At 63.7% G+C, this 24,834-nt stretch carries 28 protein-coding genes and 1 tRNA gene; 18 read left to right on the forward strand and 11 right to left on the reverse strand.

Annotated features, from left to right (window positions below):
• Positions 1 to 214: 214 nt before the first annotated feature.
• Positions 215 to 529: a hypothetical protein gene (locus ACM9ME_RS05595; RefSeq protein ID WP_415642459.1), complete on the forward strand. Its 315-nt coding sequence runs from the start codon at positions 215 to 217 to the stop codon at positions 527 to 529.
• On the opposite strand, the gene ACM9ME_RS05600 is transcribed toward ACM9ME_RS05595, so the two are convergent.
• The 5 genes from ACM9ME_RS05600 to ACM9ME_RS05620 form a co-directional block, all read right to left on the reverse strand.
• On the reverse strand, positions 526 to 768 hold the full coding sequence (locus ACM9ME_RS05600) for a hypothetical protein (RefSeq protein WP_415642460.1): 243 nt from the start codon (positions 766 to 768) through the stop codon (positions 526 to 528). The genes ACM9ME_RS05595 and ACM9ME_RS05600 overlap by 4 nt on opposite strands.
• Positions 769 to 796: 28 nt before the next feature.
• Positions 797 to 1,291 (reverse strand): DUF4411 family protein, encoded by a 495-nt coding sequence (locus tag ACM9ME_RS05605; RefSeq protein WP_415642461.1) that lies wholly within the window; start codon positions 1,289 to 1,291, stop codon positions 797 to 799.
• Positions 1,291 to 2,499, reverse strand: coding sequence for an ImmA/IrrE family metallo-endopeptidase (locus tag ACM9ME_RS05610; RefSeq protein ID WP_415642693.1), 1,209 nt, complete (start codon positions 2,497 to 2,499; stop codon positions 1,291 to 1,293). Before ACM9ME_RS05610 ends, ACM9ME_RS05605 begins: the two co-directional genes overlap by 1 nt.
• 49 nt (positions 2,500 to 2,548) lie before the next feature.
• On the reverse strand, positions 2,549 to 3,199 hold the full coding sequence (locus ACM9ME_RS05615) for a hypothetical protein (RefSeq protein WP_415642462.1): 651 nt from the start codon (positions 3,197 to 3,199) through the stop codon (positions 2,549 to 2,551).
• A gap of 206 nt (positions 3,200 to 3,405) precedes the next feature.
• A tRNA-Leu gene (locus ACM9ME_RS05620) sits at positions 3,406 to 3,492 on the reverse strand.
• Positions 3,493 to 3,566: 74 nt separating this feature from the next.
• Here ACM9ME_RS05620 and ACM9ME_RS05625 point away from each other — a divergent pair.
• The 12 genes from ACM9ME_RS05625 to ACM9ME_RS05680 all read left to right on the forward strand — a co-directional run bounded on the left by ACM9ME_RS05625 (position 3,567) and on the right by ACM9ME_RS05680 (position 16,716).
• Positions 3,567 to 4,487 carry a complex I NDUFA9 subunit family protein gene (locus ACM9ME_RS05625; RefSeq protein ID WP_415642463.1) on the forward strand — a complete coding sequence of 307 codons (921 nt, stop codon included), beginning with the start codon at positions 3,567 to 3,569 and terminating at the stop codon, positions 4,485 to 4,487.
• The gene (locus tag ACM9ME_RS05630; protein ID WP_415642464.1) at positions 4,487 to 5,287 is read left to right on the forward strand and encodes an undecaprenyl-diphosphate phosphatase; all 801 of its coding nucleotides are present in this window, start codon (positions 4,487 to 4,489) and stop codon (positions 5,285 to 5,287) included. The genes ACM9ME_RS05625 and ACM9ME_RS05630 overlap by 1 nt, the downstream gene beginning before the upstream one ends.
• Positions 5,288 to 5,431: 144 nt before the next feature.
• Positions 5,432 to 6,862, forward strand: a complete 1,431-nt coding sequence (locus ACM9ME_RS05635; protein WP_415642465.1) for an NAD(P)-dependent oxidoreductase — start codon at positions 5,432 to 5,434, stop codon at positions 6,860 to 6,862.
• Entirely contained in the window at positions 6,859 to 7,575 is a 717-nt protein-coding gene (locus ACM9ME_RS05640; RefSeq protein WP_415642466.1) for a DUF2059 domain-containing protein, read from the forward strand. Before ACM9ME_RS05635 ends, ACM9ME_RS05640 begins: the two co-directional genes overlap by 4 nt.
• On the forward strand, positions 7,572 to 12,080 hold the full coding sequence (gene gltB, locus ACM9ME_RS05645) for a glutamate synthase large subunit (RefSeq protein WP_415642467.1): 4,509 nt from the start codon (positions 7,572 to 7,574) through the stop codon (positions 12,078 to 12,080). The genes ACM9ME_RS05640 and gltB overlap by 4 nt, the downstream gene beginning before the upstream one ends.
• Before the next feature lie 70 nt (positions 12,081 to 12,150).
• Positions 12,151 to 12,627 (forward strand): hypothetical protein, encoded by a 477-nt coding sequence (locus tag ACM9ME_RS05650; RefSeq protein WP_415642468.1) that lies wholly within the window; start codon positions 12,151 to 12,153, stop codon positions 12,625 to 12,627.
• Between the two features lie 34 nt (positions 12,628 to 12,661).
• On the forward strand, positions 12,662 to 13,333 hold the full coding sequence (locus ACM9ME_RS05655) for a glutathione S-transferase family protein (RefSeq protein ID WP_415642469.1): 672 nt from the start codon (positions 12,662 to 12,664) through the stop codon (positions 13,331 to 13,333).
• A gap of 2 nt (positions 13,334 to 13,335) precedes the next feature.
• Entirely contained in the window at positions 13,336 to 14,580 is a 1,245-nt protein-coding gene (locus tag ACM9ME_RS05660) for a glutamate-5-semialdehyde dehydrogenase (RefSeq protein WP_415642470.1), read from the forward strand.
• Positions 14,544 to 15,191 (forward strand): nicotinate-nucleotide adenylyltransferase, encoded by a 648-nt coding sequence (locus ACM9ME_RS05665; protein WP_415642471.1) that lies wholly within the window; start codon positions 14,544 to 14,546, stop codon positions 15,189 to 15,191. The genes ACM9ME_RS05660 and ACM9ME_RS05665 overlap by 37 nt, the downstream gene beginning before the upstream one ends.
• A 111-nt stretch (positions 15,192 to 15,302) precedes the next feature.
• Positions 15,303 to 15,623 (forward strand): ribosome silencing factor, encoded by a 321-nt coding sequence (rsfS, locus tag ACM9ME_RS05670; protein WP_415642694.1) that lies wholly within the window; start codon positions 15,303 to 15,305, stop codon positions 15,621 to 15,623.
• Positions 15,623 to 16,297 carry a gluzincin family metallopeptidase gene (locus ACM9ME_RS05675; protein WP_415642472.1) on the forward strand — a complete coding sequence of 225 codons (675 nt, stop codon included), beginning with the start codon at positions 15,623 to 15,625 and terminating at the stop codon, positions 16,295 to 16,297. The genes rsfS and ACM9ME_RS05675 overlap by 1 nt, the downstream gene beginning before the upstream one ends.
• On the forward strand, positions 16,294 to 16,716 hold the full coding sequence (locus ACM9ME_RS05680; protein WP_415642695.1) for a 23S rRNA (pseudouridine(1915)-N(3))-methyltransferase RlmH: 423 nt from the start codon (positions 16,294 to 16,296) through the stop codon (positions 16,714 to 16,716). The genes ACM9ME_RS05675 and ACM9ME_RS05680 overlap by 4 nt, the downstream gene beginning before the upstream one ends.
• Here ACM9ME_RS05680 and ACM9ME_RS05685 read toward each other — a convergent pair.
• Genes ACM9ME_RS05685 through ACM9ME_RS05700 form a run of 4 tightly spaced genes read right to left on the reverse strand, consistent with a single transcriptional unit; the run spans position 16,682 to position 19,226 of the window.
• Positions 16,682 to 17,065, reverse strand: a complete 384-nt coding sequence (locus ACM9ME_RS05685) for an HNH endonuclease (RefSeq protein ID WP_415642473.1) — start codon at positions 17,063 to 17,065, stop codon at positions 16,682 to 16,684. The genes ACM9ME_RS05680 and ACM9ME_RS05685 overlap by 35 nt on opposite strands.
• A gap of 47 nt (positions 17,066 to 17,112) precedes the next feature.
• Positions 17,113 to 18,432: a hemolysin family protein gene (locus ACM9ME_RS05690; protein ID WP_415642474.1), complete on the reverse strand. Its 1,320-nt coding sequence runs from the start codon at positions 18,430 to 18,432 to the stop codon at positions 17,113 to 17,115.
• 37 nt (positions 18,433 to 18,469) lie between these two features.
• The gene (locus ACM9ME_RS05695) at positions 18,470 to 18,898 is read right to left on the reverse strand and encodes a nucleoside deaminase (protein ID WP_415642696.1); all 429 of its coding nucleotides are present in this window, start codon (positions 18,896 to 18,898) and stop codon (positions 18,470 to 18,472) included.
• 58 nt (positions 18,899 to 18,956) lie between these two features.
• On the reverse strand, positions 18,957 to 19,226 hold the full coding sequence (locus ACM9ME_RS05700) for a hypothetical protein (RefSeq protein ID WP_415642475.1): 270 nt from the start codon (positions 19,224 to 19,226) through the stop codon (positions 18,957 to 18,959).
• 134 nt (positions 19,227 to 19,360) lie between these two features.
• On the opposite strand from ACM9ME_RS05700, the gene rpmB reads away from it, so the two are divergent.
• Positions 19,361 to 19,654 carry a 50S ribosomal protein L28 gene (gene rpmB, locus ACM9ME_RS05705; RefSeq protein WP_415642476.1) on the forward strand — a complete coding sequence of 98 codons (294 nt, stop codon included), beginning with the start codon at positions 19,361 to 19,363 and terminating at the stop codon, positions 19,652 to 19,654.
• On the opposite strand, the gene ACM9ME_RS05710 is transcribed toward rpmB, so the two are convergent.
• Positions 19,651 to 20,589 carry an esterase-like activity of phytase family protein gene (locus ACM9ME_RS05710; RefSeq protein WP_415642477.1) on the reverse strand — a complete coding sequence of 313 codons (939 nt, stop codon included), beginning with the start codon at positions 20,587 to 20,589 and terminating at the stop codon, positions 19,651 to 19,653. The genes rpmB and ACM9ME_RS05710 overlap by 4 nt on opposite strands.
• Positions 20,590 to 20,713: 124 nt before the next feature.
• Here ACM9ME_RS05710 and ACM9ME_RS05715 point away from each other — a divergent pair, with 124 nt between their 5' ends.
• Together ACM9ME_RS05715 and ACM9ME_RS05720 are read left to right on the forward strand one after the other, a co-directional pair.
• Positions 20,714 to 21,136, forward strand: a complete 423-nt coding sequence (locus ACM9ME_RS05715; RefSeq protein WP_415642478.1) for a hypothetical protein — start codon at positions 20,714 to 20,716, stop codon at positions 21,134 to 21,136.
• A 134-nt stretch (positions 21,137 to 21,270) separates the two neighbouring features.
• Positions 21,271 to 21,750 carry a hypothetical protein gene (locus tag ACM9ME_RS05720; protein ID WP_415642479.1) on the forward strand — a complete coding sequence of 160 codons (480 nt, stop codon included), beginning with the start codon at positions 21,271 to 21,273 and terminating at the stop codon, positions 21,748 to 21,750.
• Here the strand turns inward: ACM9ME_RS05720 and cobT are convergent.
• Positions 21,747 to 23,573 (reverse strand): cobaltochelatase subunit CobT, encoded by a 1,827-nt coding sequence (cobT, locus tag ACM9ME_RS05725; RefSeq protein WP_415642480.1) that lies wholly within the window; start codon positions 23,571 to 23,573, stop codon positions 21,747 to 21,749. The two genes, ACM9ME_RS05720 and cobT, sit on opposite strands and share 4 nt — an antisense overlap.
• Before the next feature lie 123 nt (positions 23,574 to 23,696).
• Between cobT and ACM9ME_RS05730 the strand changes: the two genes are divergently transcribed.
• Together ACM9ME_RS05730 and ACM9ME_RS05735 are read left to right on the forward strand one after the other, a co-directional pair.
• Positions 23,697 to 24,365 (forward strand): PEPxxWA-CTERM sorting domain-containing protein, encoded by a 669-nt coding sequence (locus ACM9ME_RS05730; RefSeq protein ID WP_415642481.1) that lies wholly within the window; start codon positions 23,697 to 23,699, stop codon positions 24,363 to 24,365.
• Positions 24,362 to 24,823, forward strand: coding sequence for a peptidylprolyl isomerase (locus ACM9ME_RS05735; RefSeq protein WP_415642482.1), 462 nt, complete (start codon positions 24,362 to 24,364; stop codon positions 24,821 to 24,823). Before ACM9ME_RS05730 ends, ACM9ME_RS05735 begins: the two co-directional genes overlap by 4 nt.
• Positions 24,824 to 24,834 lie beyond the last annotated feature (11 nt).

Raw genomic sequence — 24,834 nt, forward strand, 5'->3', positions numbered from 1 at the left:
GAAAGGCCGGGGCGTCGTCACGCGTGGCCGGGTTCACAACTTCACAGACAGCCTTCGCCTCTCTGAACAGTATGCCGACGCCGACTGGTGGTATCCGCTTTACGAGCGAATGTTCCCGCGGCTGAAGTCCGCCATATCTGTTCGTGACGACGGGTGGGCACAGCGAGGGGGCGTCGATCGGGTCCTGACGCTGGCTTGTGGTCGCACTTACACCGTGGACGAGAAAATACGCACACAGGATTGGCCGGACATCCTGCTCGAACAGTGGAGTGACGAAGCGCGTCGCTCACCAGGCTGGGTGCAGAAGCCGCTGGCCTGCGATTTCATCGCTTACGCATACGCACCATCTGGGGTGTGCTTCCTGATGCCCATCGTTCCTTTGCAACGCGCATGGCGCCAGCACGGGCGTCTGTGGATTGGACTCTATGGCCAGCGTCGTGCGCAGAATGTCGGCTACACTTCTGTCAGCGTGCCGGTGCCGCGGGGCGTGCTGATGCAGGCAATCGTCGAGGCGATGTTTGTCAGCTAATCGCGAGGCTGGTCGATCCAGCCTCTGATGGCGGGTTCAGTCAATATGTCACCATTTATCTCGATGCCGTGATGGGGCTGATGCGAAGGGGGCAAGTCGGCCCACTTACGCAACATATCGCTCAAATTGCCGTCCGCCACTTGGCTTGGTTCCGACCAGATCGGCGGGTCAGGAGCAAGCGCCATTCCACCGGCTAAGCGCACGAGCTTGGCCGATTGCTTCCAATAGTCGTCGGTCACACTTCCCCCTTCAGCGGCCCGGTCACTGTTATGGCTTGTCCCAATCGGTCGTGAAGTCGAGTTCGTTAATGAACTCGATTGGCGACTGCCAGGGCACCCCGCAGCTGTCGCACACGTTAGGCACCTTGCGCTTCGCTCCCTGCTTGCCAGCGCTGGACACTTCGGCAGTGACCACACGTCGATCTGCGTGTCCCAAAGCCGCAGCGATCAGAAACGGGTCTTGGCCGATCGTGATCATGTCGGCTTCGGTCAGGCCCGCGCCATACTGAGCCAAGACCGTCTGAACCTTTATCAGGTCGGCGTCCTCATCGAGGCGCAGTAACTTCTTGTGCTCAGCTTCTTTTACCCAGGCGGCTAGATCGTCCGTGCCGGCTTCAACCTCAGCATATATCTCAGGCGGCATCTTCACCGTGCCAGCCTCGGCATGATGCAAGATCCACCGCCAGAACTCCGGCACGCGATTGAGTGCATACCACGTGCGGTGGGCGTTAATCAGCGTGTTAGCGTCCAACAGATAAAGCATCAGGCGTAGGCCCGACGAATGTCAGCGAGGAGCGGGTAAACGGCCATTGGCTTCACGCCAAGCATTCTTGCGGCTCTGGTGGGCGTAAGCGATCCGTCTGCAATACCCTGGCGAGCAACCGCCAAAAGAGCCTGTCCTAGGCGGTGGCGCCGAACGATATACCAGTTCGGCCCGCCATCCTTCGCGCGATTTTGCTCTCGCTCCCGCGCTTTTAACGCAATCCATTCGGCGCGGAATCGATCTCGCAAACCTTCCCAGCGGGCGACCGAAATACGACGCGCGCGAAGAAGCTGATACGCGATCATCGACCGGCTGACTCGAGCTTGATTGGCCAAGGCATCAATCGCGGCGATGTCCGCGGCATCGCCCGTGAGTACTAGGTTCGCGATTTCGGCTGGAGCAATCAATACGGCGGCAGCGGTATCGTTGCATAACTGTTCGATACCCGCTTGCGGAGCGCCACCACTTACCCCGGTCTCACCCAAGAGAAGATGGGCTAATTCGTGCAGAAGCGTGAACGACCAGGCAGCCTTCGCGTCTTGGTCGTTGATAACAATGAACGGCGCGAGCTGATCTGCGATGGCGAAGCCGCGAAAGACGTTGACCTCAATCGCGGTGGACCAATGGCCACAATCGCCGGCCAAAATCACGAACACGCCCCTCGCTTCCACTAGACCGCGAAGATAAGTGAACGCGTCGTCGGCATAGGCACGGGCTCGATATTCAGCGCGGTCGAAGCCGATCGCCTCTGCCAAGGCGGCAGCCAGCGGACCAGCTTCCGTGACACCTTGCTGCGACGCGACAAGGGCGACCGACTCCGCCTCGTCGTCATCCTCCAAAGTATCGCGAACGAGCGATTGTCGAGCCTTTACGTCACGGAGTAGCGTAGCCAGCAAGACGTTCGAGGGGTCGCCTTGATCAGGCAACGTCCTGAAGTCTTGGCCCAGTTCGGCTGGCTCTGGTCGTTCCGGCAGATAAAACGTCAGTAATGGTCGGTGATACTGCTGCGCCATACGCGCGAGAAGGGTAGAGGACGGCGACCCTTCCCCCGCCTCAAACGCAGCTAAGCGATCTGCACCGCTCACACCGCGCGCCGCATTCAGGCTTATCTTGCGGGCAGCAGATTCCAAATCGAGACCAGCGGTCTCTCTCGCCCAGATCAGGATGTTTGGGTTGACGCCAGCCACAACTTCACAATGCACGACCACCAATCAAACCGCCAGCATCTTGCAAGTGGCGACCACGGCCATTGAGCAATTAGGGTGTTATGCCTGCGAAGGTGCGGATGCTGGCTACGTCGATCCGCACAGCCCGCATTCCCGTTTCGCTCCGCACGAGACGACCCTCGTCCAGTAGTTTGTTGATTGTGCCCCTGCTCAACCCCAGCGCTGCCATTGCCTGCTGGATCGTTGCGAGCATAGCGCCAGCGGGGATGGCTGAAGGATCGGCCGCGCGGCGCGCCTGAGGTTCGGCAGGGACCACATCGTCGTGAGTTTCGACTGGTGCGGTTGGCAGTGTTCGCCCCTGCTTGGTGGCTGTGGCTTTCGTGGCAATTACATGGTGAGCGATCAAACGGTCGATATGCTTGGGGCTAAAGGTAATGCCCGTCACGACAGCCGCAGAATTGCCGCCGATCAGCTCAGCGCCTGGCAACCTGACAGTGCCCCGCGACCAGACATCGTCGGCCACGCCTTCACGAACGACCCGTTGCCAAAGCTCGACGGGCACCGCGCCGCCACGGGTGCATTCGCTTGTGCCTCGTTGATCAATCGTCTCGATGACCAAGGCATAAGAGCGCACCAGCCCGGCAGCTGTATGGTCCGCGATGATCTGGCGAGCGTTGTCGATACCAGCCGCTTCGACCAGCTCGGCGGCTTTCATCGGCGTGATGGATGTGAATGCGTTCAAGACTGCTCCGCCGCATGTTGCGTATTCCAGCGCGCGATATGCGATGGCACCGATGAAGAAACCGCTATCTGTCGGGGCGAATGCCGTCGCCCTTGGTCACCGTTGTGCACGGTCGATCAAATACACGATGAGGGAACAACTGTGGGGAGCAGCCAAGCGCTGGCGGCATTTTCTGCCGTAAATCCAACAACTTAGCTGAAGATACTTGGTGCCCAGAAGAGGACTCGAACCTCCACGGCCTTGCGACCGCCAGCACCTGAAGCTGGTGCGTCTACCAATTCCGCCATCTGGGCACGGGGTAGGGGGCGGCCTGTAGGAGGGGGCGACGCGGCTTGTCAATCGCAGTGGCGGACGGCAAGGCGCGGCGATGGACAAATTGGTCACGATCATCGGCGGCGGCGGCTTTATCGGCCGCTATGCTGCGCGCGAGCTTGCCAGGGCGGGGTGGCGCATCCGCATTGCCGCGCGCGAGCCAAAAGCGGCGTTCTTCGTGCGGCCGCAGGCGGCGTTGGGGCAGTTGAGTTTTGCGACGTGCGATATTCGCAACGCGGGGAGCGTCGCGCGCGCCGTCGATGGCAGCGATGCCGTCGTCAATCTGGTCGGGATCCTCAAGGGCAATTTCCAGGCGTTTCATGTCGACGGCGCGCGGCACGTTGCCGAGGCGGCGGCGCAAGCTGGGGCAGAAACGCTGGTGCATGTGTCGGCGATCGGTGCCGATCCGGCGAGTGCGTCCGATTATGCCGCTTCGAAGGGCGAAGGCGAGGCTGCGGTGCGCGCTGCATTCCCACAGGCGACGATCCTGCGTCCGTCGATCGTGTTCGGGCCCGAGGACGATTTCGTGAACCGCTTCGCGCGGCTGCAGGGACTGTTGCCGGTGGTGCCGATCGTGCGGCCCGAGGCGCGCTTTCAGCCGGTTTACGTGCGCGACGTGGCGCAGGCCGTTGCCGCAGCGGTAAGTGGTCAGGGCCGGGGCGAGACGTTCGAACTCGGCGGGCCCGAAGAGATCACGATGGATGGGCTGAACCGGCGTATCGCCGGTGCGATCGGTCGGAAGGCATTTCTGCCGCTGCCCGATGCACTGACCGGCCTGATGGCCAAGGCGACGGGCTGGCTGCCGTTCGCGCCGATCACGCATGACCAGTGGACGATGCTGGGTGTGCCGAGTGTTGCGCGCGGACCGGGGCTCAAAGAACTTGGCATAACGCCGACGCCGCTCGATGCGGTCACCGATGGGTGGTTGGTGCAATACCGTCGCCACGGGCGCTTTACCGCCGACGCGGCAGCCTGATGTCCGACACGATTTCCGCGATCATCCTCGGCATTGTCGAGGGGGTTACCGAATATCTGCCGGTGTCATCGACGGGCCATCTAATCCTCGCCAGCAAGTTGCTCGGCTATGACGATGCGCGGTGGAATGTGTTCAACATCGCGATCCAGCCGGGGGCGATTCTGGCGATCGTCGTGCTGTATTGGCGGACGTTCCTGACCGTTGGCACCGGATTGCTCCAGCGCAGGCCCGAAGCCGTGGCGTTTACGCGCAATGTGCTCGTCGCATTCCTGCCCGCCGTGGTCGTTGGCCTCGCGGTCAAGGATCATATCGATGCGCTGTTGCAGAATGCGGTGGTCGTCGCTTGGGCGCTGATCGTCGGCGGGGTAGCGATCCTCATTATCGAGCGGCTGGCCAAACCGCGCGAGGTGCATGGCGTCGCCAATGTGACGACGGGCGAGGCGATCAAGGTCGGGTTGATGCAATGCCTCGCGATCATTCCGGGTGTCAGCCGGTCGGGCGCGACGATTATGGGCGCGATGACGCTGGGGATCGACCGGCGGACCGCGGCGGAGTTCAGCTTTTTTCTCGCGTTGCCGACGTTGGTCGGAGCAACGGTGTTGCAGATGTTCAAGCATCGGCATGAAATCCAAGCGCATGACCTGAGCCTGATCGCGATCGGTTTCGTCGTTTCGTTCGTGGTGGCGATGGCGGTGATCAAGGGCTTCCTCGCGATCGTGACGCGGCATGGTTTTGCACCGTTTGCCTGGTATCGAATTTTGGCTGGAAGCGCGGCCTTGGTTTGGCTATATTCAATTTAGGGCCGAAACGGACTTACAGAAAATGGTTGATCGGCATAGCTTCCCGCTAAGCCAATAAGTCCCGGTCCAACTAGGTCAGATATATTACCCTATTGATTGACTGTGGCGGGGAAGGTCCGTCAAAGCGCCGTCATGCCGGGGGACATGCTCAAATTCGTGGTCGCGGGTCAGGACTATCCTGATAAACGCGATGCGTGGGATCGCGCGCGAGACTTTGCCGAGATCGCGGACAAATATGCGCCGGTGAAGGCCGAGGAACAGGCGTCGCGCTGTTCGCAATGCGGTGTCCCATACTGCACGGTGCATTGCCCGCTGCACAACCACATCCCCGACTGGTTGCGTCTGACCGCCGAGGGGCGTCTGCGCGAGGCGTATGAGCTTTCCAACGCCACCTCGACCATGCCCGAGATTTGCGGGCGGATCTGCCCGCAGGACCGGCTGTGCGAGGGCAATTGCGTGATCGAATTCTCGGGCCACGGCGCGGTCACGATCGGGTCGGTCGAAAAATTCATCACCGACACGGCGTGGGAACAGGGCTGGGTCGAACCGGTTCAGGTCGGCGCTGCGCGCGGCCAATCGGTCGGGATCATCGGTGCCGGACCAGCCGGGCTGACCGCTGCCGAATTGCTGTGCGTCGAGGGCTATGAGGTCCATATTTACGACCGGCACGACCGCGCGGGCGGGCTGCTGACTTACGGTATTCCCGGCTTCAAGCTGGAAAAGCCGGTGGTCATGCGCCGCGTCGAGCGCCTGAAGGCGGCGGGTATCGTGTTTCACGAAGGCTTCGAAGTCGGGCGTGATGCGTCGATGGACGAACTGCGCCAGCGCCATGACGCGCTCCTGATCGCGACCGGCGTGTACAAGGCGCGGGCGATCAAGGCGGACGGCGTAGACCTGGACGGCGTGGTCGAGGCGCTCGATTATCTGACCGCGTCGAACCGCAAGGGGTTCGGCGATACGGTGGCGGCGTACGATGACGGTTCGCTGAATGCGCAGGGCAAACGCGTCGTCGTGATCGGCGGCGGCGATACGGCGATGGACTGTGTCCGCACGGCTGTCCGTCAAGGCGCGGCCTCGGTCGAATGCCTTTATCGTCGCGACCGCGACAACATGCCGGGGTCGCAGCGCGAAGTCGGCAATGCCGAGGAAGAGGGCGTGCGCTTTGTCTGGCTCGCCGGGCCGGAACGGTTCACCGGTGCCGATGGGCGCGTGACGGCGGTCGAGGCCAATGCAATGAAGCTGAGCGCCGCCGATGCCAGCGGTCGCCGCGCGCCGATTGCCGATCCCGATGGCGGGTTCACCGTCGAGGCGGATTTGGTCATCAAGGCGCTGGGTTTCGATGCGGAAGACCTGCCGAAATTGTTCGGCGCGCGCGACCTGGGCGTGACGCGCTGGGGCACCGTCCGCGTCGACAATGCCACGATGATGACAAGCCTCGACGGCGTATTCGCGGCGGGCGACATCGTGCGGGGGGCGAGTTTGGTGGTGTGGGCGATCCGTGACGGGCGGGATGTGGCGGCTGCGATGCACAAGTTTTTGCGGACGAAGGCGGCTAGCGAGAGGAAAGCGGCATGAAGACGATTGCATTGGTAGTTGCTCTGACGGTTGCCGCGCCCGCTTGGGCCCAGAGCAATGCGCCGGTCATGGCGCCGGTCGAAACGGTCGCTTCGCCCGTGGCAGTCGGGATCGCCGCCAAATTGCTCCCCAATGGCACTTACCGCCAGATGTTGGGTGGCACGTTGAAGCAGATGATCGGCAGCATGACCGACGGAGTCGGCAATATGCCAATTGGCCCGATACTCAAGGCTGCAGGGCTCGATCCAGCAATAGCGACCAAAATAAACAAGGCGACGCTTGGCGAAATCATGACGATCATGGATCCGAATTATGCCGAGCGCATGCGCCGGATGACGGGTGCGATGTTCGACGCGATGATCCCGGTCATGGAAACGATGGAACCGGATATTCGCGCCGGGCTGGCGGTGTCGTTGCAAAATCGCTTTTCGCAGGCGCAACTGGCGGAACTGTCGGGATTCTTCTCCACACCGACCGGATCGCTTTACGCATCGCAGCAGATGACCTTGTACACCGACCCGGCAGTGATGAGCCGAATGCAGGCGATGATGCCCAAGTTGATGGCGGCGATGCCCGACATTATGGCGCAAGCGGTCAAGGCGACCGCCGACTTGCCACCGGCAAAGACGGCCAAGGATTTGACGCCCGCTGACCGGACGCGGCTGGCCGAACTGCTCGGCGTCGACACGAAGCAACTAGACCAGAAGAAATGATCGACCAACGCGCCTACCTCGCCGAACATGGCATGTACCGGCCCGACAGCGAGTCCGATGCGTGCGGCGTCGGCTTGGTCGCGGCGGTGGATGGCAAGCCGTCGCGGCGTGTGGTGCAATCCGTCATCGATGCATTGAAGGCGGTGTGGCATCGCGGCGCGGTCGATGCCGATGGCAAAACCGGTGATGGCGCGGGACTGCATGTCGATTTGCCGCTGCCGTTCTTTGCCGACGCCATCGTCGCGTCGGGGCACAAACCGATCGACAAGGCGTGGGTCGGCGTCGGCATGGTGTTCCTGCCGCGAACCGATCTGGGCGCGCAGGAGGCATGCCGCACGATCGTCGAAAGCGAGGTCATCGACGCGGGATTCAATATCTATGGCTGGCGGCAAGTGCCGGTCGACGTCTCGGTCATCGGGCTGAAGGCACAGGCGACGCGGCCCGAGATCGAGCAGATCATGATCGCCGGGCCTGACAGCAAAAAAGTGCCGGTCGAGGAGTTCGAAAAGCAGCTGTACCTCGTGCGCCGCAAGATCGAGCGCAAGGTGATCGAGGCGCAAATCCAGGGCTTCTACATCTGTTCGCTGTCAGCGCGGTCGATCGTGTACAAGGGGCTGTTCCTCGCCGAGAGCCTGTCGGTCTTCTACCCCGATCTGCAGGACGAACGTTTCGCCAGCCGCGTGGCGATTTTTCACCAGCGTTATTCGACCAACACCTTCCCGCAATGGTGGCTGGCGCAGCCGTTCCGCTGCCTCGCGCACAATGGCGAGATCAATACGATCCGCGGCAACAAGAACTGGATGAAGAGCCACGAAATCCGCATGGCCAGCCTCGCCTTTGGCGATGCCCAGGCGGAGGTGAAGCCGGTCATTCCCGCGGGCGCGAGCGACACTGCCGCGCTGGATGCGGTGTTCGAGGTGATCTGCCGTTCGGGCCGCGATGCACCGACCGCCAAGACAATGCTGGTGCCCGAGGCGTGGGAGGCCGACCCGCGCATGCCGCCCGAGCACCGCGCAATGTATTCGTTTCTGGCGAGCGTGATGGAGCCGTGGGACGGCCCTGCCGCGCTGGCGATGACCGACGGGCGCTGGGCCGTGGCGGGGGTCGATCGCAACGCGCTGCGACCGTTGCGCACGATGCTGACCGACGACGGTTTGCTGGTCGTCGGGTCCGAGGCAGGCATGGTCGTCGTTCCCGAATCGACCATCATCGCCAAGGGCGCACTGGGGCCGGGGCAGATGATCGCGGTCGATCTCGACAGCGGCAAATTGTACCGCGACCGCGCGATCAAGGATCGGCTGGCTGGAGAGGCGGATTATGCGGCGCGCGTCGCCGATTTCCTGACCCTCGCCGATCTGCCCGAACCCGGCATTGCCGAACCCGCCTGGTCGCGTGCCGAACTGACGCAGCGGCAGGTCGCGGCGGGTCTGACGATGGAGGATATGGAACTGATCCTCGCGCCGATGGCGGAGGATGCCAAGGAAGCGATCGGCTCGATGGGCGACGACACGCCGCTCGCGGTGATTTCGGACAATCCGCGCGCGATCCACCATTTCTTCCGCCAGAATTTCGCGCAGGTCACGAACCCGCCGATCGACAGTTTGCGCGAACGCCAGGTGATGAGCCTGAAGACGCGGTTCGGGAACCTGACCAACATTCTCGATCAGGGCGATGGGCGCGACCGCGTGCTGGTGCTCGACACGCCGGTGCTGACCAATGCCGACTGGGCGCGGCTGAAGGCGAGCTTCGGCGGCAGCGTCGCGCAGATCGACTGCACCTACGAGGCGGAAAGTGGCGCGGCAGGACTGCGCGCGGCGATTGCGCGCGTCCGTGCCGAGGCCGAGCAGGCGGTGCGACGGGGCGAGAGCGAGCTGTTCCTGACCGACGAGGGCGTCGGGCCCGAGCGGGTGGCAATGCAGATGATCCTCGCCGCGGCGGCAGTGCACACGCATCTCGTCCGCAAGGGGCTGCGCTCGTTCGCCAGCATCAACGTGCGCGCGGCGGAATGCCTCGATACGCATTATCACGCGGTGCTGATCGGCGTCGGCGCGACGACGGTGAATGCGTATCTCAGCGAGGCGGCGATCGCCGATCGCCACGCGCGCGGATTGCTCGGCGATGCGCCGCTGGCGGACAGCGTCGAGCGCGCGCGCAAGGCGGTCAATGACGGGCTGCTCAAGATCATGGCGAAAATGGGCATCGCGGTGATCTCCTCCTATCGTGGCGGGTATAATTTCGAGGCGGTGGGGCTCAGCCGCGCGCTGGTCAACGACCTGTTCCCCGGCATGCCCGCGAAGATTTCGGGCGAGGGCTATGACAGCCTCGCGCTCAATGCGTCCGAGCGGCACGAAAAGGCGTTTGGCAGCGCGGTGGCGACGTTGCCGATCGGCGGCTTCTATCGTCAGCGCATGGGCGGAGAAGCGCACGCTTATTCCGCACCGCTGATGCATTTGCTGCAAAAAGCGGTCGGGTCGGACAGCTATTCGACCTATCTGCAATTCGCGCGCGGGGTGCAGGATCTGCCCCCGGTCTATCTGCGCGATCTGCTGGAATTCAACTGGCCGAAGGAGCCCGCGCCGATCGACGAGGTCGAGGCGATCACCGAAATCCGCAAGCGTTTCGTGACACCCGGCATGTCGCTCGGCGCGCTGTCGCCTGAGGCGCATGAAACGCTGGCTATTGCCATGAACCGCATCGGCGCGCGCGCGGTGTCGGGCGAGGGCGGCGAGGACAGCGCGCGGTTCAAACCCTATCCCAATGGCGACAATGCCAATTCGGGGATCAAACAGGTCGCGAGCGGGCGCTTCGGCGTTACCGCCGAATATCTGGGTGCTGCCGAAGAGATCGAGATCAAGGTCGCGCAGGGTGCCAAGCCGGGCGAGGGCGGGCAGTTGCCCGGCTTCAAGGTCACCGAATTCATCGCCAAATTGCGCCACGCGACCCCCGGCGTCAGCCTGATTTCGCCGCCGCCACACCACGACATTTATTCGATCGAGGATCTGGCCCAGCTGATCTACGATCTGAAACAGATCAATCCGCATGCACGGGTCTGCGTGAAGTTGGTCAGTGCGGCGGGCATTGGCACCGTGGCGGCAGGGGTGGCCAAGGCGCATGCCGATGTCATCCTGGTTGCCGGGCATGTCGGCGGCACGGGCGCCAGCCCCCAGACCAGCATCAAATATGCCGGCACGCCGTGGGAAATGGGGCTGAGCGAGGTCAACCAGACGCTCACGCTGAATGGCCTGCGTGGGCGTGTGAAGTTGCGTACCGATGGCGGGCTCAAGACCGGGCGCGACATCGTCATCGCCGCGATTTTGGGCGCGGAAGAGTTCGGCATCGGGACGCTGAGCCTCGTCGCGATGGGCTGCATCATGGTGCGGCAATGCCATTCGAACACCTGCCCCGTGGGCGTGTGCGTGCAGGACGAACGGCTGCGCGAAAAATTCACCGGCACGCCCGAAAAGGTCATCAATCTGATGACCTTCATCGCCGAGGAAGTCCGCGAAATCCTCGCACGGCTGGGTTTCCGCAGCCTGGACGACGTCATCGGTCGCACCGATCTGTTGCGTCAGGTCAGCCGCGGTGCCGAGCATCTCGACGACCTCGATCTCAACCCGATCCTGGCGAAAGTCGACGCGACCGACGCGGAGCGCCGCTTCAGCCTCAGCACGTTCCGCAACGCCGTTCCCGACAGCCTCGACGCACAGATCCTGCGCGACACGGCCCCGGTGTTCGACCGCCGCGAAAAGATGCAATTGACCTACACGGTGCGCAACACCCACCGCGCGGTCGGCACGCGGCTGTCGGCGGAAATCACTGCCAAATACGGCATGAGCGCGCTTGCCGATGGCCACGTCCAGGTGCGTCTGCGCGGCTCGGCGGGACAAAGCCTCGGCGCGTTCCTGTGCAAGGGCATCACCCTCGAAGTGTTCGGTGAGGCTAATGACTATGTCGGCAAAGGACTTTCCGGGGGCATCATCGCGGTGCGACCGATGGTCAGCTCACCGCTCGCCAGCCAGGACAATGTGATCATCGGCAACACCGTCCTGTACGGCGCGACATCGGGGCAGTTGTTCGCGGCGGGGAAGGCGGGCGAACGCTTCGGCGTGCGCAATTCGGGCGCGGACGTGGTGGTCGAAGGCTGCGGCGCGAATGGCTGTGAATATATGACCGGCGGCGTGGCCGTGATCCTCGGGCGGACCGGCGGCAATTTCGGCGCGGGCATGTCGGGCGGCATGGCCTTCGTGCTCGATCTCGACGGCCATTTCGAAGCGCGCGCCAATCCCGAAACCATCGTCCTGCGCCGGATCGGCTCGGCCTGGTGGGAAGGGCGGTTGCGCGCGCTGATCGAAACGCATGTCGCGATGACCGACAGCCGTTGGGCTGCATCGGTCCTCGACGATTGGGGCAGCTATGTCGGCAAATTCTGGCAGGTAGTCCCCCGCGAAATGCTCACGCGGCTGGCACACCCGCTCGACGACGAGGTGGCCATCGCCGCCGAATGACGTTCAGCGGCGGTAAAGCGCCGCACGTGCAGGGCTTTGGCATTCTGCTGACTTCTGATAGGTTTAGCTCATGAAGACGCTCGTGCTGTTGCCGCTCGCTTTGCTGTCCACCGCCGCCATGGCGCAGGATTACCCCCCGCCGCCGCAGCCTTATGGTCAGGCGCGCGAGCAACAATATCAGGATTCACGCGATGCCCGTTACGATGATCGGCAGGACGCCCGCGAATATGCGCCACGCTCGCCGATCGATCCGTCGACTGCGCGCCAGGTGATGGGGGCGGTCGAGGCGGTCACCGACGCGATGCTCGACGTGCGCATTGATGGCATCCGTCGCGCCGCCGACCCCTCGGCGCGCGACAATGGTGATCGCACCATTGGCGATCTGATGGCCCGCCGGGACCCCGCATACCGTGAACATATCCGCCAGGACATGACGCGTGCCGCAGGGGCCGCCGTTCGGGCCGGCCGCACCGCCACCGCCGTACAGGCGGCCGCCAACGATTTCGCGCGCAAGATCGAACATGCGCTGAACGAGAGCGGCTACTAGCGCGCACTGAAGCAGTCGTTAAAGCAGCCGCACTATGTGGCTGCTCCATCAATTTCCGCTTTGCGCCTTTTCCCGCAAGGTGCGGCTGCTCCTCGCCGAAAAGGGTGTCGATTACGAACTGATCCGCGAGCATCCGTGGGAGCGGCGCGACGAGTTCGTCGATCTCAATCCCGCTGGCCAGACCCCGGTGCTGATCGAGAGCGATCGCGGGATTACGTTGATCGACAGCGACGCGATCTGCGAATATTTCGAAGAGACCGTCGAACGATCGCCGATGATCGCCGGAACGCCGGTGGCGCGCGCCGAAATTCGCCGGCTGGTGGCATGGTTCGACCAGCAATTTCACGGTGAGGTCGTCGCGCCGTTGATGCGTGAGCGCATGCTGAAACGGCTCGTCCATCGCACCAGTCCCGATACCGGCGCGCTGCGCGATGCGATGCGCACGGCGAACGCCATGATCGATTATCTCGATTATCTGCTCGATCATCGCAAATGGCTGGCAGGGGCGACGATGAGCCTCGCTGATCTGACCGCGGCGGCGCATATTTCGGTCGCGGATTATCTCGGCGGCGTGGATTGGCGCAGTCATGAAGGGACGCGTGCCTGGTATGCCGGGCTGAAATCGCGGCCCGGCTTTCGGCCGCTGTTGGCCGAACGGATGGGCGTGATCGCGCCGCCCGCGCATTACGACAAGCTGGACTTTTGATCATGGATGCGGCCGCGATCATCGCGGCGATGGGCGCGCGGGCGCGAACGGCTGCGCGGGAATTGGCGGTGTGTTCGACCGAGGCGAAGCGGGCTGGGCTACGCGCGGCGGCGGCGGCAATTCGCAATGACGTGGCGAACATCACCACCGCGAACGAAGCCGATGTCGCCACTGCCACCAGTCTTAACGACGCACTGATCGACCGCCTGCGCCTCGACACCGATCGCATCGAAGCGATGGCTGCCGGGGTGGATGCAGTCGCCGCGCTCGACGATCCCGTGGGGCAAGTCATTGACACGCGCACCCCCGCCAATGGCATCGCATTGTCCCGCGTCCGTGTGCCGCTGGGCGTGATCGGCATGATTTACGAAAGCCGCCCCAACGTCACCGCCGACGCGGCGGCGCTGGCGGTGATGAGTGGCAATGCGATTATCTTGCGCGGGGGCAGTGAGGCGTCTCGGTCCAATGCTGCAATCCATGCCGCATTCGTGCGTGGATTGACCGAAACCGGAATTTCCGCCGATGCAGCACAACGGGTCGAGACTGCCGACCGTGCCGCCGTCGGCGCAATGTTGACCGCAAACGGCCTGATCGACGTCATCATCCCGCGCGGTGGCAAAGGGCTCGTTGCCCGTGTTCAAACCGAAGCGCGTGTGCCGGTGCTCGCGCATCTCGACGGCAACAACCACCTTTACGTTCACGCCGCCGCCGACCCGGTTATGGCGCAGGCGATCGCGGTCAACGCCAAGCTGCGGCGAACCGGCGTATGCGGATCGTTGGAGACGTTACTGATCGACCGTGCCTATCCCGCCGCACTGGCACTCGTTGCGGCACTGCTCGGAGCCGGCGCGATCCTGCGCGGTGATACGGCGGCGCAAGCGCTCGATCCGCGCGTCGGCCTCGCCAGCGACAGCGACTGGGACAGCGAATTCCTCGCCCCCGATCTGGCCGTGGCGGTCGTCGACGATGTGGACGCGGCGCTGCAGCACATCGCCCGCCACGGCTCGGGCCACACCGACGCCATAGTCACCGAAGATCGCGCCGTCGCCGAAGCCTTCCTCGCACGCGTCGATTCGGCAATCGTCCTCCACAACGCCTCGACCCAATTCGCCGACGGCGGCGAGTTCGGCCTCGGTGCCGAAATCGGCATCGCCACCGGCCGCCTCCACGCACGCGGGCCGGTCGCGCTCGAAGGTCTCACGACATACAAATGGATCGGGCGTGGCAGCGGCCAGGTGCGCCTCTGATCCGCACCGGTCTTCTTGGCGGGTCGTTCAACCCGGCGCACCGCGCGCACCGCAGCATCTCGCTCGCGGCGATGGAGCAGCTCGGGCTCGATGAAATGTGGTGGCTGGTGTCGCCCGGTAATCCGCTCAAGACGGGCGCCAAGGATATGGCGCCACTCGCTGCGCGGCTCGCCTCCGCCCGCCGCGTCGCGCGCCACAGCCCGATTCGTGCCAGCGCTATCGAAGCGAAACTCGGCACACGCTACACCGTCGATACCGTCCGCAAGCTGATCCAACGCTATCCCAACCGCCGCTTCGTGTGGGTGATGGGCGCTGACATTGTTGCCGAAATGCACCGGTGGAAGGACTGGCGGCGGCTGGCCCGGTCGATCGTCATTGCGGTTGCGGTGCGTCCGGGATATTCCGGCATGGCCTCGGCGAGTCCCGCCGCGGCCTGGCTGCGGCGTTTCGTCCGGACCGCGGGCGGCAAAGATTGGACGCGTTGGAGACCGCCGGCGCTCGTGCTGTTGCACCTGCCTCCAGACCCGATTTCGGCGACCGAACTCCGTCGCGCCGATCCGGACTGGTATGCCCGCGCCGTCACCCCCATATCCACCCCGCCGCCAGCGTAGGCGGCTTCCAAAGGAACAGACTTGCCCGCGACCGCCACTGCCGATCAGGCCCCGACCATCGCTCCGCGCCAATCGACCGATGCAGAAATCGCGGCGCTCCACAAACTGATCATGGACTCGCTCGACGACGATCAGGCGGTTGAGGCGATCAGCATCCCGCTGGCCGGCAAATCATCGATCGCCGATCACATGGTCATCGCCAGCGGGCGGTCGACCCGCCAAGTCGCGTCGATGGCGCAAAAGCTGCAGGAAAAGATCAAGGCCCACACCGGTCGCCCGGTCCGCGTCGAGGGCATGGCCGCCGCCGATTGGGTGTTGCTCGATGCCGGTGACGTGATCATCCACCTGTTCCGTCCCGAAGTACGCACGTTCTACAATCTGGAGCGCATGTGGGGCTTTGGCGACGCCCCGACTGCGCCCACGACGCACTGATGGCCAGGCGCAAGCCGCGCCGCCGCTGGCAATGGGCGGTAGCGAGCGTGGTGATTCTGGGCGCGGTGGTCATCCATGCGCCGGTCGCGCTGGCGTTTCCGTACAAACAATCGGTCGGCGACGTGACGGTCTATGCCGAAACGCCGATCGCGCCGCAGATCGTGCAGGTCGTGCATCATGCCGAAGCTTTGGTCGCGGCGAGTCCGCTGGCGGATGAGCGCCATGGCGGACAGGTTTTCCTGACCGACGGCGGCTGGCGTTGGCATGTCCTCGCGCTGCAAAGTTCGGGCGCGTTTGCACTGACCCGGCCGTTGTCGGTGGCGGTGGTTGTCAACCGTAACGACATCGCTGCCGACCGCGCGCTGAACGGGCGGACGGTCGGTGGCGAACGCGCTCTCAGCGGCACGATCGCGCATGAATGGACGCATCAAATGACGCGCGCGCGCTACGGCCTGACCGCCGACGCGCGTTACCCAAGCTGGCTGACCGAGGGCTTTGCCGATCATGTCGCGGGGCAAGGCTCGCTCGGCGACGCGCAGGCTGCCGACCTGCGCCGCCGCGGCGAGGATCATCCCGCCTTGCTCTATTACGACGGGCGCAAACGCGTCGAAGCCGAACTGCGGACCAACGGCGGCTCGGTCGATGCGTTGTTCGCGCATTGGAAGAGCTTCTGAGACTGCACATCGTCGCCCACGGGCGGATCGGGCGTTGCCCCGAGGCCGAGTTGATCGAGCGCTATGCCAAGCGGATGTCGTGGCCCCTCGCGGTCACCGAACTGCCGGATACAGGCGGCGAATCACCGCCAGTCGCGCCGGGGACGCGGATCATCGCGCTCGATGAAGCCGGCGAGACGCTCGGCTCGGTCCAACTGGCGCAAAAACTCGAGACCTGGCGCGACGCCGGTATCCGCGAAGTCCGCTTCCTCATCGGCGCGGCAGATGGCCTGACCGAAGAAGAACGCGCCAGCGCAGACCTCAAGCTCAGCTTCGGGCGCCTGACCTGGCCCCACATGCTCGCGCGGGCGATGCTGGTTGAGCAATTATACCGCGCCACGGCAATTATTGCCGGGCATCCGTATCACCGGGAGGGTTGAGCAAACGCATGGACGCCAATGTTGCGCGGGCTGACCGATAGTTTGTCAGTGCCTCAATCAGTGCCGTCTTGGCCAGCGTCACATTCGCCACGGCCAAGGCGTGGGCTGCGGATTTTTGAGATTTGAGCAGCTTGGCGCGGTGCATCTGCATGCCGCGATTGCGATTGCAGTGCCAGCATGCTGCCGCGAGATTGGCGATGTCATCAGTGCCGCCGTTCATCCTTGGTCGGCGATGTTCCAGCGTACAGGCGAGAGCGCCGTCCCCGAACGGACGTCGGCAATAGCAGCAGCGCCCGTCCTGAGCGTCTGCTAGTGCAGTTCGGACCTTCTTCAACCTTGCTAGATTCATATCGGCAGTTGATCTGATGACGATTAACAGCGCGCGATCAAATGTCGTTAATTGCGCGCCTCACTCACTAACAACTTGTCGATCTTGCGCCCGTCCAGATCGAGTATCTCGTACCGCCAGCCGTCGCTGACGAACGTCTCCCCAATTTCGGGCAGGTGCTTCAGCGCGTCCAGCGCCAGCCCCGCCACCGTCGCATAGTCGCGTTCTTCGGGCAGGTGCACGCCGATCCGTGCCGCCAGCGTGTCGGCGGGGCACCAGCCGCTGACCAGCAAGCTGCCATCCTCGCGCTCGACGATCGCCGGTTCGTCGTCTGCATGCTGATCGCTCAGAAATTCGCCGGCGATGGCAGCGAGCAAGTCTGCCGGGGTGATGATGCCTTCGAGGTGGCCATATTCGTCATGGACCAGCGCCAGCGGCACTTCGGATCGGCGCAACGCCTCCAGTGCATCCATCGCATCGACATGGTCGGGAACGACGCACGCCGCCTTCATCAACGCGCGCAAATCGACCTCGCGGCCGGCGATCAAAGTCTGGACGATGTCGCGGGCCTGGACGATGCCGATGATCGCGTCGACCGATCCTTCGGCCACGGGGATGCGGCTGTGCGGCAATTCGCCGAGCCGCGCCATGATCGTGTCGCGGTCGGCATCGGCATCGATCCAGTCGACTTCGGTGCGCGGCGTCATCACTTCGCGCGCCGGGCGATCGGCGAGGCGGACGACGCCTGAGATGATCTGCCGCTCGCTCTCTTCGATGACCCCCGATTTCGACGCTTCGGCAACAATCAGGTGGAGTTCCTCGGCGGTGACATGGCTTTGGTTTTCGCGGCTCAGACCGAGCAGACGGAATATCCCCGCGCTGGTCCGGTCGAGCAGCCACACCAGCGGCGCGGTTGCCTTGGACAGCCACAACATTGGTCGCGCGGCAATTGCCGCGATCGGTTCTGGATTTCTGAGCGCCAGCTGCTTCGGCACCAATTCGCCGATGATCAGCGACACGAACGTGACGACACCGATAACCAGGATGAAACCGACGCGATATGCCGTTTCATGGCTCCATCCGAGATTGAGCGCCTCGATCCGCGCGCCCATCGGTCCGCCCAGCGCCTCGCCCGAATAAGCACCCGATACCACCGCGATCAAACTGATGCCGATCTGGACTGTCGACAGCAGCCGCGACGGATCAGCGTTGAGCTGCAGCGCAATGTGCGCACCCGTCTTGCCCCGCCGTGCCATCGCCTCGAGCCGCGCCTTGCGGGCGGACACGATCGACAATTCGGCCATGGCGAACAGGCCGTTGATCAGAATGAGGATCAGGATGACCGCGACGTCGATCCACGGGAACGGCGCGAGGGGGGTGCTGTTCATCTTGCTGACAGGTTAGTGACGGGTTTTCGTGCGCGTATCAACGTCGCGCGGCAAAGAATTCGCGGAGCAACGCTGCTGCCTCGTCCTCGCCGACACCGTCGATCACTTCGGGGCGGTGGTGACAGGTCGGCTGATCGAACACCCGCGCCCCATGCGCCACCCCGCCGCCCTTGGGATCGGATGCAGCGTAAACCAGCCGGTCGAGGCGAGCGAGCGCGATGGCTCCGGCACACATCGCGCACGGTTCGAGTGTCACATAAAGCGTGCAGCCGGTCAGACGGTCCGTGCCAAGCGTTGCCGCCGCCGCACGGATTGCCAGCATTTCGGCATGTGCGGTCGGGTCGTTCAACCGGCGCGGCGCATTGCCGGCGATTGCGATGATCTCTGTGCCACGAACGACAACGGCGCCGACGGGCACTTCGCCCATCGACGCCGCTTCACGCGCGGCCTCGAGCGCGCGCCGCATCGGCAGAGATAAAAACAAGGCCACCGCGCCGCCTTAGACGGCACAGTGACCCTTGTCCTTATTTGCTGTCCTTGGCCTTTTCGACGCCGATGGTCGGGACCTTCACGGTCTTTTCCTCGGTCTTGACAGTCGGCACGGAGACGCTCTTGTCCTCGCTGCCGATGCTGATCTTGCCGGTGTTGACGCTGACGTTGGGGACGCTGCCGCCGGTGGTTTGCACCTTGGGCGCTTCGAGTTTGCCGCTTGAGGTCAGGTTGATCAGCCCGAGCGCCGATGCGACGATCAGCCCGAGAACCACGATTACGATAAGACCCAATAGTGCACGCATGTTGTTTCGCCTCCGAAAGATTGTGAGCGGGTAACGCGGGCAGGGGACCGAAGGTTGCGCCGCCTTGACCATCGGCCCTGAAACGACTAGGCGCGCCACCTTCCAATCAGCCATTTAATCAAGAGAACCGAACGATGTCGCGCATTTGCGAACTGACCGGCAAGGGCCGTCAGGTGGGCCACAATGTCAGCCACGCCAACAACAAGACCAAGCGTACGTTCCTGCCCAATCTGCAGAACGTGACGTTGATCAGCGATACGCTGGGCGAATCGGTCAAGCTGCGCGTGTCGACGGCGGGCCTGCGTTCTGTCGAACATGTCGGTGGTCTCGACAACTGGCTGGCCAAGACGTCGGAAGACAAATTGAGCCTCAAGGCCCGCCGCCTGAAGCGTGCGGTTGCCAAGAAGGCGGTCGCCGCCGCGGCTTAATCGTCGAGCTGGAATTCGAGCAGCAAGGTTCGCTGCCACCAGCTGTAATTATTGTCGGAAACGATCGTCAGGATGGTCGCACTGCCTTCGCGGCGCGCGGCAATCCCTTCGAAATTGTCGTGCGTCAGCGGCGCAGCGAGCGTGGCGAGCGTGGCGAGCGTGCGTCCCTGCTGCGTGCCGCGCGCTGGAATGCGGTCGAACAGTACCAGCTTGACCGCAAAGCCATGCAGCCCGAATTCGCGGTTCAAAATGATGATGCGGCCATCGGGCAGTTCGACAGCATCGGTCGGCCAATACCCGTCGGGCGGCCGATAACGCAGCTTGGCGGGCTTGACCCCGCTGACGGGATCGCCCGGAAACAGCAAAGCGGGAAAGCTGGCGTCTTCTGGCAGGACCAGGAACCGGCCATCGCGCAGTCTGAGCAGTGTTTCCGGCCCGCTGCGGCGTGGCCAGTCGGCCATGTCCGGCGGCTGAATCCCGGTTTGCACACCGTCAGGGTCTAGCCGGCAAATCGTATTGTGCCATTCGGCGGAAACCCAGATGTGCGTGCCGTCGGTATCGAGCCCCTCCGTATCGCGCCCCAGCTTGAGCCGATGAGGATTACAGCGTGGCGCGAGCGGGATGATCCGTGCATCGCGCCGGGCCGGCGAGAAATCTACGAGCGCCCCGGTGTCTTGCACCGCCAGCCATCGCCCGTGCCACGGCCTGAGCGCCGACAGCCCGCCAAGGTCTTCGGACGTCGAGGTCAGATCCCAGCCGCGCAGGAACGTCAGTTCGCCGACACGCCGCCGCCTGGGATCGCGCGGATCGAGCACCACTGGCGCCGCATTCAGAATGATCGGCCCGCCGGTCAGCCCGAACTTCGGGGCGATGCGCGACGGTCCGGCAAAGACCAGGAAGAGCAGCACGGCGAACAGGGGTATGGATCGACGCACCGTGCCCCTCTGCGCGGACTGTCGTGCATGAACAACAGCTAACATGCATGTTCAGACTTCACGCATCCGAATCATCGTATAAAGTGTGCATCGACAAACACTTGCGTCGAGAAGGAGACGAACGATGATTACCAAGTTTCTGACCGGCGCGGCTCTCGCCAGCGTGGCTATCACCGGCATCGCGGCGACTCCCGCGTCCGCCCAGCGTTATCGCCCGGGCGACTATTATGGCCAGGATTATGGCGGCGGTTATCAGGACCGTGGCTATGATAACCGCGGTTATTACAACCAGAGCTATTACAATCGCGGCGGCTATTACAACCGCAACTATAATCGCGGTTATTATCGTGATTGCCGCCGTGGTGATGGTGCTGCCGGTGCGATCATCGGCGGCGTGATCGGCGGCTTGCTCGGTCGCGAAATCGATCGCGGAGGCAGCCGCGGCTATTATGGCCGTCGTCACAATGACGGCACGACCGGTTTGATCGTCGGCGCGGGCGTCGGCGCACTCGCCGGCCAAGCGATCGATCGCAACGGTCGCTGCTAACCGAATCCCCTCGGGTCGCACCTAGGGGTAGAAGGGCTGGACTATCGGATGACGCGCATTCCCCCCGAAGGCGCGTCATTCCGGTGTCCGGTCCTTCGACCATTTTTGGAACACCGCGCGGGTGGGGCGCGTTCATGGGCATCGTTCGAGAGAGGAATGTCTGCGATGAAATACATGATTTCGCTCGCGCTGGCGTTGTCTGCGCCGGCTTTCGCGCAACAAAGCGCCGATCCCGCCCCCCCCCCCGCACGCCGCTGCAAACCGATCGTGGCTACGATAAGGCACAGGCGCGGACCGATGCGATCAACGCGCCCAATCGTGCGGAGATCGCGCCCGCCACCGCCGCCGCCAATGCGCCGACTATGGTTAAGGATGCGGCCGTTTCCGATGCGAATGCCAATGCCCAGGCGGCCTATGATTACGACATGGGCAATTACGTCACCATGCTCCGCGCGCACGATGCGACGGCGGCCAGCAACGAAGCGCAATATGCCGCCAAACGTCGCGCCTATGCCGACGCGATGCGCGTGTGGCGCCAGAATGTTTATGATTGCAGCCGCGGCAGCATCACCGCCTGCCGCGCGCCCACCCCCGATCCGGCGGCTTTCTATTAATCTCGTAGGTCGAACAGCCCCGCCAGCTGTTCGACCATCGTGCCGCCCAGCTGCTCGGCATCCATGATCGTGACCGCGCGGCGGTAATAGCGCGTCACGTCATGGCCGATGCCGATCGCGACGAGTTGCACCGGCGACTTGGCTTCGATCCAGCCGATCACTTGCCGCAAATGGCGCTCGAGATAGCTGCCATTGTTCACGCTCAGCGTTGAATCGTCGACCGGCGCGCCGTCCGATATGACCATCAGGATTTTGCGATCCTCGGGCCGCGCCAGCAACCGCGCATGCGCCCAGATCAGCGCCTCGCCGTCGATATTTTCCTTCAGCAACCCCTCGCGCATCATCAACCCGAGATTGGCGCGCGCGCGGCGATAGGGATTGTCCGCCGCCTTATAGACGATATGCCGCAGATCGTTGAGCCGTCCGGGCGCAGGGGGCCGCCCCGCCGCCAGCCAGTTCTCGCGCGATTGCCCGCCCTTCCACTGGCGCGTGGTGAATCCTAAAATCTCGGTCTTCACGCCGCAGCGTTCCAGCGTGCGCGCCATGATATCGGCGGAAATCGCGGCGATCGAGATCGGCCGTCCGCGCATCGACCCCGAATTGTCGATCAGCAGCGTCACCACCGTATCCTTGAACTCTGTGTCGCGCTCGACCTTGTAGCTCAGCGAACTGCCGGGAGAGACGATCACGCGCGCCAGCCGCGCCGCGTCGAGCATGCCTTCTTCCTGATCGAAATCCCATGACCTGAGCTGCTGCGCCATCAACCGCCGCTGCAACCGGTTGGCCAGCTTGGTCACCGCACTCGACAGATGCACCATCTGCTGGTCGAGATACGCGCGCAGCCGCGTCAGTTCGTCGGGATCGCACAATTCCTCGGCGGAGATTACCTCGTCGAACGCGCGGCTCCACTCCCTGTAATCGAAATCGGGCGTCAGGTCGGCGGGCGGTCGATTGGGGCGGACGGGCAGCATCCCTTCATCCTCGCCTTCGCCGCCTTCGGACATGTCCTCGTCGCCGGATTCCTCGCCGTCGGACTCGCCTTCGCCGTCGCCATCCTCGTCGGATCGCTCCTCGCCACGCTGTTCGACCGCGGCATCGCCCTCACGCGATTCGTCGTTGTCCCCTGCGTCCCCGTCTTCGCCGTCCTGATCCTGATCGTCGCCGCCTTCGTCTGCCTGATCGGGCGCAGGTTCGCCTTCGATCAGGTTCAGGTCGCGAAGCAGCTTGGCCGACAAATCGGCAAAGGCCCCCTGATCGTCGATCAGCAGCCCCAGCGCGTCCATGTCCGCGCCGCCCTTGTCCTCGATCCATGCGCGGACCATCTCCAGCCCGCGCTGCGCCGCTTCGGGCACGGCCTCCCCCGTCAACCGCTCACGCAGCAACAAAGAGACTGCGCTCGACAGCGGCACCTCGTCGGCCTCGCGCGCGCGCACGATCGGGTCGGACTTCAGCCGGAACGCCTGCGCATCGGCCAGATTGGCTCGCATTCCCGCCATGCCGCGGCTGCCCAGCGCCTCGACACGGACCTGCTCGATCGCATCGAACACCGCGCGCGCAATTGGCGGGGCAGGGGCGCGTTTCTGATGCAGCGATGCGTCGTGGTGGCGCAGCCGCAACGCAAAGCCATCTGCCACACCACGTGCCTCGGCCACTTGATCGGCGGGCAGCCCGCGCGCCGGCATCGGCACGCGCAAATTCTTGCCCGCCTGGCTCGGCGCATCAGCGGTATAAGCCAGCTCGATCTCGGGCTCGTGCGCGATGGCGCGCGCGGCGCCGCCCAGCACGTTGCGAAAGCGATCCAGCGGAGTCTGTTCGGCGGCCATATCTGTCGCTTACCCACCCTTTGGCCATGTGCAAGGCGTCCCGTTGCGGCACAGGCGCTCCCGGCTGATTTCTTGCGCCTCCGTTCCGCACCCGTTACAGCATCGTCAAATTCGGGGATTTACATGCGCGTTCTTGCTCTCATGGCTGCCGGTTTCGCCGCCTTGGCATCGCCCGCATATGCGGACCGCACGGTGACGTCGGCCAACGCCGCCTATCCCAGCCAGCAGACGATTACACCGTTTGGCACGTTGCCCGGCGCCAGCCCGACTTATGCTCAGGTGTTCGCGTCGCCAATGTCGGGCCAGCTTACGTCCTTTTCGTTCACTTTGACGGGTGGCGTCGGCCAGATTTTCGCCGGCATCGGCACCTGGAATGGCGCTTTCAACTACACGTCGGGCGGCGGATCGCCGACGACCTTGTGGGAAAGCAGCTATGTCCCGTCGGGCGCGGGGACGATCACATTCACCCCCAATGTCCGCGTCCTCGATCTGACCAAATACGTCGCTTATATCAGCGTTTATCGCAGTCCCGATGCGACGGGCGATACCGGCCTGGTGCTCGGCAATAACAGCAGCCCGGCATTGCGTTACTTCACGTTCGACAATGGCGCGGGTAGCCCCAGCGGCAATGGCGCCTGGACCAATTACGATCTCGACGTCGGCGATGCCTTGTTCAGCTTTACGGTGACGAACGTGCCCGAACCCGCCGAATGGGCACTGATGATCGCAGGCTATGGCTTGGCGGGCGTGGTTGCGCGCCGCCGCAAATCGGGTCTAGCACTGGCGGCGTGATCCGCCCGCTCTTTGCACTCGCTGCCCTCGCTCTGGTCGCTGCCGCCCCTCGGCTGGCGCCTAAACCCGCGCAAATTCCCTATACCGACTTTCCGCGCGTTGCGCTGAACACCGAGGCCGGTACGATCGTACTCGAACTCGACGCCAAGCACGCACCGATCAGCACCGCCAACTTCCTGCGCTACGTCGATCAGCGGCGGTTCGACGGCATTGTCTTTTATCGCGTGATGCGCTTGCCCTACGGCGACCCACCCAGTGGTCTGATCCAGGCCGGCACACGCTACGATCCGAAGCGCACTCTTAAACCCATCGCGCACGAACCGACCAGCCAGACCGGTGTGTTGCACAAAGCGGGTGCGATCTCGATGGCCCGCTTCGCTCCCGGCACCGCGACCGGCGACTTTTCGATCCTGCTCTCCGACATGCCCCGGCCTCGATGCCGATGCGAAGAATCCTAATCCGGATGCGG

This window comes from Sphingomonas antarctica (assembly GCF_965137005.1).
GTDB classification, from domain to species: Bacteria; Pseudomonadota; Alphaproteobacteria; order Sphingomonadales; family Sphingomonadaceae; genus Sphingomonas_O; species Sphingomonas_O antarctica.